Annotated in this window: 12 protein-coding genes; 8 read left to right on the forward strand and 4 right to left on the reverse strand. The window is 69.6% G+C overall.

Translation table 11 applies throughout. The features are described 5' to 3' along the window. Positions 1-105: 105 nt before the first annotated feature. Positions 106-1137, reverse strand: a complete 1032-nt coding sequence (locus tag ABH933_RS38100; RefSeq protein ID WP_215920026.1) for an aldo/keto reductase — start codon at positions 1135-1137, stop codon at positions 106-108. 183 nt (positions 1138-1320) lie between these two features. Between ABH933_RS38100 and ABH933_RS38105 the strand changes: the two genes are divergently transcribed. After that, positions 1321-1641 (forward strand): hypothetical protein, encoded by a 321-nt coding sequence (locus ABH933_RS38105; RefSeq protein ID WP_429425100.1) that lies wholly within the window; start codon positions 1321-1323, stop codon positions 1639-1641. Between the two features lie 24 nt (positions 1642-1665). Here the strand turns inward: ABH933_RS38105 and ABH933_RS38110 are convergent, their stop codons facing one another. Next, positions 1666-2541 carry a TIGR03621 family F420-dependent LLM class oxidoreductase gene (locus ABH933_RS38110; RefSeq protein WP_429425102.1) on the reverse strand — a complete coding sequence of 292 codons (876 nt, stop codon included), beginning with the start codon at positions 2539-2541 and terminating at the stop codon, positions 1666-1668. A 62-nt stretch (positions 2542-2603) separates the two neighbouring features. Between ABH933_RS38110 and ABH933_RS38115 the strand changes: the two genes are divergently transcribed. From ABH933_RS38115 to ABH933_RS38125, 3 genes are all read left to right on the forward strand, one after another. Continuing rightward, the gene (locus ABH933_RS38115; RefSeq protein WP_429425104.1) at positions 2604-3863 is read left to right on the forward strand and encodes a transcriptional regulator; all 1260 of its coding nucleotides are present in this window, start codon (positions 2604-2606) and stop codon (positions 3861-3863) included. Positions 3864-4006: 143 nt separating this feature from the next. After that, positions 4007-5527, forward strand: a complete 1521-nt coding sequence (exaC, locus tag ABH933_RS38120; protein WP_429425250.1) for an acetaldehyde dehydrogenase ExaC — start codon at positions 4007-4009, stop codon at positions 5525-5527. Continuing rightward, the gene (locus ABH933_RS38125; RefSeq protein WP_429425106.1) at positions 5527-5955 is read left to right on the forward strand and encodes a DUF779 domain-containing protein; all 429 of its coding nucleotides are present in this window, start codon (positions 5527-5529) and stop codon (positions 5953-5955) included. The genes exaC and ABH933_RS38125 overlap by 1 nt, the downstream gene beginning before the upstream one ends. 388 nt (positions 5956-6343) lie before the next feature. On the opposite strand, the gene ABH933_RS38130 is transcribed toward ABH933_RS38125, so the two are convergent. Beyond that, positions 6344-7897 (reverse strand): succinic semialdehyde dehydrogenase, encoded by a 1554-nt coding sequence (locus tag ABH933_RS38130; RefSeq protein ID WP_429425108.1) that lies wholly within the window; start codon positions 7895-7897, stop codon positions 6344-6346. Positions 7898-8316: 419 nt separating this feature from the next. Here ABH933_RS38130 and ABH933_RS38135 point away from each other — a divergent pair, with 419 nt between their 5' ends. Genes ABH933_RS38135 through ABH933_RS38150 form a run of 4 tightly spaced genes read left to right on the forward strand, consistent with a single transcriptional unit; the run spans position 8317 to position 12239 of the window. Then, a complete protein-coding gene (locus ABH933_RS38135; protein WP_429425110.1) occupies positions 8317-10878 on the forward strand; it encodes a nitrate- and nitrite sensing domain-containing protein in 2562 nt (853 codons plus the stop codon). Further along, positions 10856-11281, forward strand: a complete 426-nt coding sequence (locus ABH933_RS38140) for a roadblock/LC7 domain-containing protein (RefSeq protein ID WP_429425112.1) — start codon at positions 10856-10858, stop codon at positions 11279-11281. The genes ABH933_RS38135 and ABH933_RS38140 overlap by 23 nt, the downstream gene beginning before the upstream one ends. Then, complete coding sequence (locus ABH933_RS38145) at positions 11278-11652, forward strand: DUF742 domain-containing protein (protein ID WP_429425114.1); 375 nt, start codon at positions 11278-11280, stop codon at positions 11650-11652. The genes ABH933_RS38140 and ABH933_RS38145 overlap by 4 nt, the downstream gene beginning before the upstream one ends. A 14-nt stretch (positions 11653-11666) precedes the next feature. After that, positions 11667-12239, forward strand: coding sequence for a GTP-binding protein (locus tag ABH933_RS38150; protein WP_429425116.1), 573 nt, complete (start codon positions 11667-11669; stop codon positions 12237-12239). A gap of 31 nt (positions 12240-12270) precedes the next feature. Here the strand turns inward: ABH933_RS38150 and mtnC are convergent, their stop codons facing one another. Further along, positions 12271-12960 carry an acireductone synthase gene (gene mtnC, locus ABH933_RS38155; protein WP_429425118.1) on the reverse strand — a complete coding sequence of 230 codons (690 nt, stop codon included), beginning with the start codon at positions 12958-12960 and terminating at the stop codon, positions 12271-12273. Between the last annotated feature and the right edge of the window lie 14 nt (positions 12961-12974).

The following is a 12974-nucleotide window of genomic DNA, read 5'->3' on the forward strand; positions in this document are numbered from 1 at the left end:
AAGGCATCCCGAGCCGACACCGCGCGTGTGGAGGCCGCGGCCGGTTGCCGCGGCCCCCACACCGGCGATACCAGCCGATTCCACGGCACGGGTGAGCGCGGTGGCTCAGTCGCGGCGAGCGACCCCCGAGGTCGGCTCGTCGCGCAGATTATCGATGAACCAGTTCGGGTAGACCGGCGCGGGCGGCATCCCCTCGGCCAGCTCCGCGATCTCCTCCGCGGTCAGCTTCACCTGCGCCGCACCGAGATTGTCCTCGAGCTGATGCAGCTTGCTCGCGCCCAGCAGCACACTGGTCACCGCGGGCTGGGCCAGCAGCCACGCCAGCGCGACCTGGGCGACGGTGGCCGAATGCTTGTCCGCGATCACGCGCATCCGCTCGATCAGCGCGAAACCCTGCTCCTTGTCGTGCGGCAGCAGATCGAAACCCGACAGGCGATTGTCCGGGTCGGTGAGATTCTCGCGGGTGTACTTACCCGAGAGGAATCCGCTGGCCAGCGGGCTCCACACGGTCATGCCCAGACCGTAGCGGCGCATCATCGGAATCACATCGCGCTCGACGTCGCGCCCGACCAGCGAGTAGTACATCTGACCGTGGGTGAACGGCGCGAACCCGTTGGCGCGCTGGATCTCCAGCGCCGCGGCCACCTTCCACGCCGACCAGTTCGAGAATCCCAGATACCGCACCTTGCCCGCGCGCACCACCTCGTCCAGCGCCGCCAGCGTCTCCTCCAGCGGGGTCAGCGGATCCTCCCGATGCACGATGTACGCATCGATCCAATCCGTGCCCAGCCGCTTCAGGCTCTGCTCGATCGACCACAGGATGTGCCGCCGCGACAGACCCGAACGCACCAGCGGGGCCCCGGTGCGGAACCCGACCTTCGTCGCCAGCACAACCTCGTCGCGGCGCGCACCCAGCGCCCGCCCCAGCAGCACCTCCGACTCACCCCCGGCGTACCCGTCGGCGGTGTCGAAGAAATTGATGCCCGCATCCAGCGAGCGGCCCACCAGCTGATCGGCCACCTCCGCGCCAACCTTCGCGACCGCGGCCATATCGGCATTGCCGGAGGTGAATGTCATCGCGCCGAACGCCATCCGCGAAACGATCAAACCGGTGGAACCCAGCTTCGTGTACTCCATGATCATGAACTTAGTGACCCGGACACCCGCGGTCGAGCCCGCTGTCACGAACCGGCCTGCGCGCGAAGCACTCTGCCCGATCCCGCCGCACCACCGACGAGCAGTCCCCAGCGCCGGGCGAACCTCTAGGCTGACGGGCGAACCTCCCCGGAACATCCGGGGAGCCGAGGAGAGGAAGATCCGATGAAGCGCCTGCGATGGGCCGCCGCCGGTCTCGCCGTCCTGGCCGCCGCCGCACCGCTGCTGACCGGATGCACCGAGGTCAAGACCTACCTGAACAAGGGCGGGGAAACCGCCTGCAGCGACTACGTCAAGCAGGACCAGGACACCCAGCGCCTGACGATCACCAAATTCATCCAACAGCAGACCGGCAACAACCACGACCCCGCCGGCACTCAGGTCGACGCCACCATCATCGCGGTGAACTTCCTGTGCAGCAATCAGCGCAACTCCGCCACGCCCATCAAGAACGCCAACATCGCCGGCATCTTCCTGAACCAGTAGGGGCCGCCCGGATACCGGACCGGCTCAGCGCACCAGCTCGATCGCCTTCGCCAGCGCGTCCATGCTCGGCTCGAGCGTGGTGAAGTAGCTGATTCCGAACCGTTCACGGCGCTCGCGCAGCTGACCGGCCATCTGCTCGGGCGTACCCGCCAGCACCGTCGGCAGCTCCTCGATGTCCTGCTGCCCGTCCTCGGGCACGGTCGTGATGAGCCGCGCCCGCAGCACATCCCGTTCGCCCGGCCCCGCGACCGCCTGCAGCAGAATGTTGAATTCGGTGCTCGCGGCCCGGTCCCCGAGCAGCCCGCGCACGTACGCGACCCGCTTGTCGAGTTCCTGCGGCGTGGCCGCGGTGAGCAGGCCACTGTCCGCAGCGCTGCCGCCGGTGAACGCCACGATATCCGCGTGTTCGGCAGCCACCCGCAGGAGCCGGTCGCCCCAGCCCGCGATGAGCAGGCGTGGGCCACCCGGGCGGGCCGGTTGCGGCTGGTACTGCGGATCGGCGCTCGCACTGCGCAGCGTGGCCGCGAATTCCGCGACCTGATCCACGCGCCGGCCCGCACCGGGGAATGCGATACCCGCGCTGTCGAATTCGGCCTTCACATAGCCCGCGCCCAGGCCCAGCTCGACCCGTCCGTCGGTGAGCGCATCGAGCGTGATCGCCTCACGCGCGAGCAACACCGGGTTGTAGAAGGGCACGTTGAGCACGAACGAGTTGACGTGGGCGCGCTCGGTGACCTGGGCCGCGAGCATCATCGCCGGGAACGGCGCCGGCAGGCCCAGATGGTCGGGCACGCTGATCACATCGAAGCCCAGATCCTCTGCCTTGCGGCACTTTTCTATCCAGGCCGCCTTGGACTCGACGGTGAGCATGTTGACGCCGAAACGAAAGGGAAGGGACATAACTCCAGACAACCGGTCCGATGCCCGGCGAATTCCTCCGCCGCCGGGCCGGGTGCGCAATCATGAGAGAGCGCAGGGACTTCCCGGACGACGAGGCTGGTGCCATGCCACTCGCACACACGCTTTCCCAGCAGCGCGCCGCACTGGAACAGGAGTGGGCCCGCTGGGCGAGCCCGCATGCCCGGGCCACCCCGCCCGAGAGCTCGCAGCTGCGCGAGGAGGTCATCGAATCCTGGCAGCGCTCCCTGAACACCGTCGACCCGGCACGCCGCGCCGCACCCGCCGACGACGAGGAGATCGGCTCGCGCTGGGCGCGCTCCCCGCTGCGCGGCCCGGTCACCGCGCTGGCCGACGAATTGCACAGCATCACCGATGATTCCGGATTCGCCGCCTGCGTCACCGACGAGCGCGGCACCATCCTGTGGGTCTCCGGCGGACGAGTACTGCGCCGGCGCGCCGAACAACTCAACTTCGCCCCCGGCGGCCGCTGGGACGAGCAGCACATGGGCACCAACGCGATGTCCCTGGCGCTGTGCACGGGACAGCCCAGCACCGTGTTCTCCGCCGAACATCTCATCGCCGCCCTGCACAGCTGGGTGTGCTACAGCGCGCCGATCAACGCCCCCGACGGCCGCCGCCTCGGGGTCATCGACCTGTCCAGCAGCTGGGAGCGCTCGCATCCGCTGGCCATGGCCACCGTGCGGGCACTGGCGGCAGCGATACAGTCCCAGCTGCCCGCCGACCTGACCACCGGGGCGGCGGACATCCGCCTGGAATGCCTGGGCGCCGCGACCCTGCACCGGGCTGGCACGACGGTGCGGCTCAAGCCCCGCCAGCTCGAGATCCTGACCCTGCTGGCCCTCGAGCCCGCCGGATACACCCCCCAGGCCCTGCACGCCGCGGTCTACGGCGACCGCCCGGTCGCGCCGGGCACCCTCAAATCCGATGTCTCCCACCTGCGCCACGCAACCGGCGGACAGATCACCAGCCGCCGCTACATGCTCTCGCGCCCCATCGACTGCGACGCGCTGGAACTGCTCGACGCCATCGCCGCCGGGGACCTGAGTACCGCGCTGCGGCTGTATAGCGGCCCGCTGCTGCCCGGCTCGGACACCCCCGGCATCGTGCAGTGGCGCGAATACCTGGCGGTGAGCCTGCGCACCGCGGTGCTGGCCAGCGGATCGCCCACGCACGCAGTGCAATACGGCACCCGCTGCGCCGACGACGTCGCGGTACACGAACACGCGCTGCGCCTGCTCGCGCCGGGCGATCAGCGCAGACCCGCCGTGGCCGCCCGCCTGCACGCCGCACTGCACAGCTGAGCGCGCGGTCCGCGCCAACCTTGCGCCAACCCCGCCGATCCACACTGACGCCCGTCCGGATCACTCCGCGGCACGGGCGTCGGGTTGCGTGCGCAACACAACAGTGAGGGCCCGCCCGCGCCGCCGTCGCACCAGAAGCGAGCATCATGATCTACGCCAAGCCCGGAACCAACGGCAGCATCGTCGAATTCGCCCGCCGCTACGACAACTTCATCGGCGGCGACTGGACCGCGCCGGTCGAGGGACGCTATTTCGAGAATCCCTCCCCCATCGACGGCGAAACCTTCTGCGAGGTCGCCCGATCCACCGCCGCCGACATCGAGCTGGCCCTGGACGCCGCCCACGCCGCGGCCCCCGCCTGGGGCGCCACCCCGGTCGCGCGCCGCGCAGCGCTGCTCAACCAGATCGCCGACCGCATCGAGGGCGACCTGGAACGCCTGGCCGTCGCGGAAACCTGGGAGAACGGCAAACCCGTCCGCGAGACCCTGGCCGCGGACCTGCCGCTGACGGTCGATCACTTCCGGTATTTCGCCGGTGCGGTGCGCGCGCAGGAGGGCGGGATCTCCGAGGTCGACGCCGATACCGTCGCCTACCACTTCCACGAGCCGCTCGGGGTGGTCGGGCAGATCATTCCCTGGAACTTCCCCATCCTCATGGCCGCCTGGAAACTCGCACCCGCCCTGGCCGCGGGCAACTGCGTGATCATCAAGCCCGCCGAGCAGACCCCCGCCTCGCTGCTGCTGGTGATCGAGCTGATCGCGGACCTGCTGCCGCCGGGAGTGGTCAACGTGGTCAACGGATTCGGCGTCGAGGCCGGCAAGCCCCTGGCCGCCAGCTCGCGCGTGGCCAAGGTCGCCTTCACCGGGGAGACCACCACCGGCCGGCTGATCATGCAGTATGCGAGCGAGAACATCATCCCGGTCACCCTGGAACTGGGCGGCAAGAGCCCCAACATCTTCCTGCCCGACGTGATGGCAAACGACGATGCGTTCCTGGACAAGGCGATCGAGGGCTTCGTGATGTTCGCCCTGAACCAGGGCGAGGTGTGCACCTGCCCGTCGCGGGCGCTGGTCCACGCCTCGATCTACGACCGGTTCCTCGAGCGCTGCATCGAACGCACCCGCAACATCACCGGCGGCAACCCCCTGGACAGCAGCACCATGATCGGCGCGCAGGCCAGCAACGACCAGTACGAGAAGATCCTGTCCTATTTCGACATCGGCCGCCGCGAGGGTGCCACGGTGCTCACCGGCGGTGAGACACGCAAGGTCGAGGGCTACCCCGGCGGGTACTACATCGAGCCCACCATCTTCGAGGGCACCAACGACATGCGGATCTTCCAGGAGGAGATCTTCGGGCCGGTGGTGTCGGTGACCCGATTCGACACCGTGGACGAGGCGATCGGCATCGCCAACGACACCCTGTACGGGCTCGGCGCGGGCGTGTGGTCACGCGATATGAACACCGCGTACCGGATCGGGCGGGCGTTGCAGGCCGGGCGGGTGTGGACCAACTGCTACCACGCCTATCCCGCGCACGCCGCGTTCGGCGGATACAAGAAATCCGGCATCGGCCGGGAAAACCACAAGATGATGCTGGACCACTATCAGCAGACCAAGAACCTGCTGGTCAGCTACTCACCGGACAAGCTCGGATTCTTCTGATGCCCCGGGACGATTCGCCGGAACCGGTCAGCCGCGTCGGCATCACCGACGCGGCGGCCGCGATGCTGAGCGGCCTGGTCCGTCGGCACGGTCCGGTGATGTTCCATCAGTCCGGCGGCTGCTGCGACGGTAGCTCCCCGATGTGCTACCCGCGCGGGGAATTCCGGGTCGGCGCCGCGGACGTGCTGCTGGGCGAGCTGCCCGGGCGCACCCCGTTCTGGATGAGCGCGGACCAGTTCGAGTATTGGCGCCACACCCACCTCACCGTGGACGTGGTGCCGGGCCGGGGCAGCGGATTCTCCCTGGAGGCGCCCGAGGGCGTGCGTTTCCTGATCCGCTCCCGGCTGCTCACCGACAGCGAGGTCGACTCGCTCGCAGCCAGCCCTCCGCGCACCGGCGCCGAACCGGTGGCCACGGAACCAGATTGAGGCAGTGTCCAGCACGGCCGTCCACTCCGAGCCGGACACCGCCCCGCGCTGCCGCGCCGCCGCCGGATTCGGCGGCGCGGCGGCGACGGTCGGCGAATTCCCTTGCCCCCGAAGCCCATTGGTGATGCGCATCGGCATAGGCCCGCGAGCCGCGGCTGCGCCAGATGTCCGGCACGACCTGCTGGCCACCCGCGTTCGTCTCGCGCCAGCCCGCGGCGAACTCATCGGCCGCCGCGCCGAGCCAACCCTGCGACAGCAGCTCATCGACCTCCCCCGCGGCGCAGGCCAGCGCCGAGCGCAGCGTCTCGGCGACCTCCAGGACGTCCTGGCCGTAGGTGCGGACCGCGTCCGCGACAGGCCATCTGTCGCGGCGCCCTGCTCCGCGGGTTCAGCGACCGGGCAGGAACCGGATCGCGCGCGCCAGCGTCATCAGCATCGGCTGCCAGCGCGACTGCGAAAGCCCCAGGGGCGCATCAAGATTCATCCACCGGGTCAGTACCACCGACTGCGGCTCGGTGAACTTCAGCAGCCCGTCCGGACCGTGGCGGCGGCCCACGCCCGAGATGCCCATGCCGCCCATCGGGGCCGCGGTGGTCCCCCACGCCGGGGCGTAACCCTCATCGATGCACACGGTGCCCGCGTGCAACTGTTCGGCGATGCGCTGCCCCTCGGCCGGGCTCTGCGCCCACGCACTGGCATTGAGGCCGTATTCGGTGTCGTTGGCGCGCGCGATCGCCTCCTCGACGGTGTCGACCGGGTAGATCGACACCAGCGGGCCGAAGGTTTCCTCGCGGCCACACTCCATCTCGTCGGTGACCCCCGACAGCACCGTCGGCTCGAAGAACAGCGGTCCCAGATCCGGGCGCGCACTGCCGCCCGCGAGCACCGTGGCACCCTTGGACACCGCATCGGCCACATGCTTGGACACCGTCTCGAGCTGCGCGGCGGAGATCAGGCTGCCGATATCGGCCGAGAAGTCGTAGGCCGCACCGAGTTTCGCCGCGCGCACCGCCGCGGTGAACTTCTCGGTGAACTCCTGCGCCACCGCCCGCTCCACATACAGCCGCTCGATCGAGATGCACAGCTGCCCGGCGTTGGAGAAACACGCCCGCACCGCCGCCCGCGCGGCCCGCTCCAGATTCGCCCCGCGCGCCACGATCATCGGGTTCTTGCCGCCCAGCTCCGCGGAGAACCCGATCAGCCGGTCCCCGCACTGCCGGGCCAGGGTGCGCCCGGTCGCCGAGGAGCCGGTGAACATCAGATAGTCGCACTCGCGCACGATCTCGGTGCCCACCACCGCGCCGGGCCCGGGCACCACCTGCAGCACCTCGCGCGGCACGCCCGCGCGCAGCAGCAGCTCCGCACACGCCAGCGACGAATACGGCGTCTGGCTGTCGGGCTTGACCACCACCGCATTCCCGGCAGCCAAGGCCGGCAGCGCATCACCGATCGAGAGCAGCATCGGATAGTTCCACGGCGCGATCACCCCGACCACACCCTTGGGCACCGCGCGCACCTGCGCCTTGTTCAGCAGCGGGAACGCACCCGGAACCGCATGCGGGGCCAATAGTTTCGGCGCGACCCGGGAGAAGTACCGGGCCGCGAACATCAGGCCCATGATCTCTTCCTGCGCGGCCCAGCGGGCCTTTCCGGTCTCGGCCTGGATCACGTCCATCAGCTGCTTACGGTGGCGCACCACCAGCGCGCGGAAACGCTCCAGCACCGCCGCGCGCTCACCCGCGGACCGGCCCGCCCACCCCCGCTGCGCCTCCCGCGCCCGGGCGAACGCCGCGGTGACGTCCTCGGCCGCGCCCACCGGCACCTCGCCCAGCGGATTCCCGGTGAACACCTCGGTGATCGTGCGCGATGCGCCCTCGGATGCGGAATCGACCGCGGCGAATCCCCGCAGGCGCTCGAATAGGGCGGGTTCCGGTACAGCCATAGCAGACCTCCTACTTGTGAGTAACCGCGCGATACACACAATCTACCGCGCACGGTCCCGGGCTGCGGACAACTCACGCGGAACCCGACACGGAACCCGGGGGCGTCGCGGCGGCCCGGGGCGGGTCCGGTTGGCCCCCAGGGCAATCCGCGACAGACCGTCGCAAGGACGCCACGAAACCGGCGCCCGGCGTCATCGAATTCTCGCGCGGCGATCGCGAAATCGGGTCGGGTCCGCCACTGCCAGCAACACGGCTCGGTAAATACCTACTACCTGCGCAGTGCGCATAGCTCCGGCGAGATATTACGGTGCGGCAAACTCCTAAGGGGCGCAGGCATATTCGATGTTGCGTTGTCAAATTCGGACCTGCTGGCCGAGTTGAATCGCCAAAATTGACTAGAACCAGTTACATTGTGTCAATGTTGAGAGCGAGGCTGGGTGTCCGAGCCCGCATTCTCGCAATTGCACTCATTCCGAGCCTGGCGTTGCTCGTGATCGGTGTGGGCGCGGCGGGATATCTGGTAAACCAGGGACGACAGCAACAGCAGTGGGCCGACACGCTGCAGAGCAGCCTCGGCCCCGCCAAGGGCCTGGTGGACGCCGTCCAGCAGGAACGGCTGCTGTCGCTATGGCGCCTGGGCGGGGACCGGTCACAATCGCAGGCCCTGGCCACCGCCCGCACCAACTTCAACGCCTCCATCGACGGCCTGGTCACCGTCAACGCCCAGCTCGACAGGGCCAGCTCGGGCAAGATGGTCAGCGTCACCGCCGGAATCGACACCCTCAAGCAGCAACTGCCCGCCCTGCGCGATGGCATCGACGCCGGCATCCTGCCGGTCGACGCGGTCTACACGATCTACAACCGGATTCTCGACGGCGCCTCCCAGGGCACCGCCATCGTCCAGCACAACGCCCCCGACGCCCAGGTCGCCACCGGACTGGCCTACGCCAACCAGCTGCTGTCCGCGCTCGAGGCGTACGCCCGCGCCAGCGCCCTGACCGCCTCGACGCTCGACGGCACCCCGCTCTCGCCCACGCTCGCCACCGAACTGCGCAACTACTCCGGCTACTACCAGGCCGCGATCCTACCGCTGGCCGAAGCCCTGGGCGGCAATGTCGGCACCCAGCTCACCGCGCTGATCTCCACCTCGGCCTGGCAGCAGACCGCGGCCATGCAGCAGGCCGTGCTGACCACCCCGCCGACCAAGAAGACCGCCGAAACCCTCGGTCTCCCACAGTTTCCGATGAGCAAGCAGGACTGGCTCGCCGCGACCGAGCAGGTCTCCCAGGCCCTGCTCGAACAATGGATCGCCCAGAGCAGGGTCAACGAGCGCATGGCCACCGACACCGCCGCGGCCACCATCCACAACGCCCTGGTCGCTGGCGGCAGCGCCCTGGTCATCGCGATCCTGGCCTTCCTGGTCGCGCTGTGGCTGGCCAACCGGATGATCGGTCGCCTGCAGCGGCTGCGCACCGAAACCATCGCCCTGGCCGAGGTCGGGCTACCCGAAACGATGCGCCGGCTGCGCGAGGGCGAACCGGTCGACCCCGAAACCGAGGCCGCCCGACTGGATTTCGGGCGCGACGAGATCGGCTCGGTCGCCAACGCGTTCAACCGGGCGCACACCGCCGCGGTCACCGCGGCCATCACCGAGGCCAAGACCCGCGAGGGCGTGCGTGCGGTGTTCCTGAACATCGCGCACCGCAGCCAGCTGGTCGTGCACCGCCAGCTCGAACTGCTCGACGAGGTCGAGTCCAAGCAGGAGGATCCCGCGCTGCTGGACACCTTCTTCCGGCTGGACCACCTGGCCACCCGTGAGCGCCGCAATGCCGAGAACCTGATCATCCTGGGCGGTGGCCGCCCCGGACGGCAGTGGCGGCGCCCGGTGCCGCTGGTGGAGCTGGTGCGCAGCGCGGTCGGTGAGACCCTGGACTACGCCCGCGTCCACACCGCCCGCATGCCGCAGATATTCGTCTCCGGCGACGCGGTCGCCGACGTCATCCACCTGCTCGCCGAACTGGTCGACAATGCCACCTCCTTCTCCCCGCCGCAGTCGCGGGTGGACATCACCGCCAACCGTGTGGGCAAGGGCATGGTCGTGGAGATCGCCGACCAGGGCATGGGCATGTCCCCCGAGGACCTCGAGCGGCACAACGAGATGCTGCGCAACCCACCGGATTTCGGTCTCGCCGCACTGACCGCGGACTCCCGGCTGGGACTGTTCGTGGTCGCGCAGCTGGGCCGCCGGCACGCGATCACCGTGCGGCTCGCCGACTCCGACTACGGCGGCATCCGCGCGATCGTGCTGGTCCCCACCGCACTGATCACCACCGAGGCCTCGGTCGCCGACCACCTCTCCGACCGGATGCCCGTCCGGCGTATCCCCACGGCATCGGTGACCGGCGAAATGCCTTCCGTGGCAGGAGAACTCACCGCTTCCTCGGCGGTCGCCATCGCGCCCCGGCCCGCGCCCGACGAGCGACCCGAGGACGACTTCGCGGCGTTCGAGACGCACTCCCCTCGCGACGAACGCTCCTACCTCGGCGAGGCCACCCGCTTCGAGGCGCCACCGCACCGCGACGAGTACCCACGCTCCGAGGAGGCCGCACGCGCCGACACCGCCGCGCGTGCAGCGGATTCGGCGCACCTTGCCGAGCTGCGCCGGGCGGCGACCCCCCGCCGCGCCGACAGCCCGCGCCCCGAGACCCCGCACACCCCCGGCGACACCCGCCCGCCGCTACCGCGCCGGCGCCGCCAGGCCAGCCTGGCCCCGGAGCTGAGCACTTCGCCCGAGCAGCCCCCGACTCCCGCGGCCGCGCCCACCACCCGGTCCGCGGAGCAGGCGCGAGATCTCTTCTCCGCCATCGAGAACGGAACCCGTCAAGGGCGCCAGGCCCCACCGGACACCGGCAGTATCCGGCCCGGCGGCAACACATGGGACGAACAGGAAGGCGAAGGTGACTACTTCCCACGCAGGTGACCTGAACTGGCTGCTCGACGACCTCGTCGAACGCCTGGCCGGAGTGCGCTACGCGGTGGTGCACTCCACCGACGGCCTGGTGCTGGGCCGGTCCACCACGATGAACCGCGAAGACTCCGAACACTTCGCGGCCATGTCCTCCACCCTGTACGGCCTGGCCCGCAGCGCCGGCAGCCGGTTCGACGGCGGCGGCGTCCGCCAGGCGGTGATCGAACTGGACCGCGCGATCCTGTTCGTCACCGCCGCCGGCAGCAACGCGTGCATCGCCCTGCAGGCCAACGAGAACGCGAACCTGGGTATGGTCGCGTACGAGATGAACCTGACCGTGCAGCGTGTGGGCAGCTACCTGTCCACCACCGCGCGACAGGGCATGGCCGAACACGTGGAGTATCGATCGTCATGACGCAACACGGTCAGTCGTGGTACGACGACGCGGCGGGCCCGCTGGTCCGCCCCTACGCCGTCACGCGTGGCCGCACCATCGGGGCGGGACACGAACTGGACATGCTCACCCTGGTGGTGACCGCCGACCGGGCGCCGGCCATGCGGCGGGCGGAGCCGGAATACGCGGAAATCATCGAGCTGTGCCGCAAGCCGATGTCGGTGGCCGAGGTCTCGGCCCTGCTGAAACTGCCCCTGGCCGTGGCGAAAATCCTCGTCGGTGATCTAATCAGCGAGGGGCACTTGATTTTCCGGGCGCCCACTCGAACAGACGCCGGGCCCGGCGACCTGACCGTCCTGCGCGCCGTCCTGGCCGGAATCCGAAAGCTCTGAGCAACGTGCCTGAAATGTCGTCCGCGGCGGGGCTCGCCGCGTCGGTCAAGATCCTCGTCGCCGGTGGCTTCGGCGTCGGCAAGACCACCATGGTCGCCTCCATCAGCGAGGTCGCGCCCCTGCGCACCGAGGAACTCATCACCGAACTGTCCACCGGCGTCGACGATCTGTCGGGCGTGGAGGACAAGAAAACCACCACCGTCGCACTGGATTTCGGGCGCATCACCATCGACCCGAGCCTGGTGCTGTACCTGTTCGGCACCCCCGGCCAGGACCGATTCTGGTTCCTGTGGGACGAATTGGCGCGCGGCGCCCTCGGCGCGGTCGTCATCGCCGACACCCGGCGGCTCGAGAACTCCTTCGCCGCCATCGACTACTTCGAGCGGCGCGGGCTGTCCTTCGCCGTCGCGGTCAACTGCTTCGACGGCGCCCCCGTCTACACCCCCGACGAGGTCCGCGAGGCCCTCGACCTGGACGCGCACCAACCGGTAGTGCTGTGCGACGCCCGCGACCGCGGCTCGTGCAAGACGGTGCTGATGACCCTGGTGGAACACCTGATCCAGCAGGCCTCCGTCGGCGTGGGCTGAGCCGCGGGCCGCCCCGGCCGAACGACCAGCGTCAGCAGCCGGCCAGATCGACCTCGGCGAACGACCCGATCCAGCGATGCGGCGGCCGAGGGGAATTCGGTTCCCCGGGCCGGGTCACACCCAGCACCTGCCAGCCCGCCGCGCTCGCCGCATCCAACTCGTCCGGATGATCGGACAGGAACAGGATCCGGTCCGCGGGCGTCCCGATCGCCCCGGCGATCTTGTCGTACGAGGCGGATTCGCGCTTGGGCCCCGCGGAATTCAGATCGAACCAGCCGCCGATCAGCGGCGACAGATCCCCGCCGCGGGCGAAGGTGAACCAATCCTGTTGATTGCGTACCGAACCCGAGGAGTACACGTGCAGCGCCAGGCCCGCCGCATGCCAGGCGGCCAGCGCGGGCGGGGCATCCGGGAAGAACTCCCCGTGCAACGCCCCGGAACGAAAACCCTCCGCGCAGATCGTGCCCTGCGCCGCCTTGAGCGGTGCGGCCTTCACATCGGAATCCAGCCACCCGCACAGGATCTCCGCGACCCGCGCCGCATCGGCCGCGGGCTCGCCCGCCAGCTCACGCGTCCCGGACAGCACCGCATCGGCCGGGCCGCCCCGGTTGTCCGCCAGCCACTGCGGCAGGTGGGTACGGGTATAGCCGTACAGATCCTCGCGCACCGAGGCGGTCGGGCTCGTGGTGCCCTCGATATCGACGACGATCGCGCTGATCACGACCCCACCTCGCC

It is taken from the genome of Nocardia sp. GP40 (assembly GCF_050434125.1).
Taxonomy (GTDB): Bacteria; Actinomycetota; Actinomycetes; order Mycobacteriales; family Mycobacteriaceae; genus Nocardia; species Nocardia albiluteola.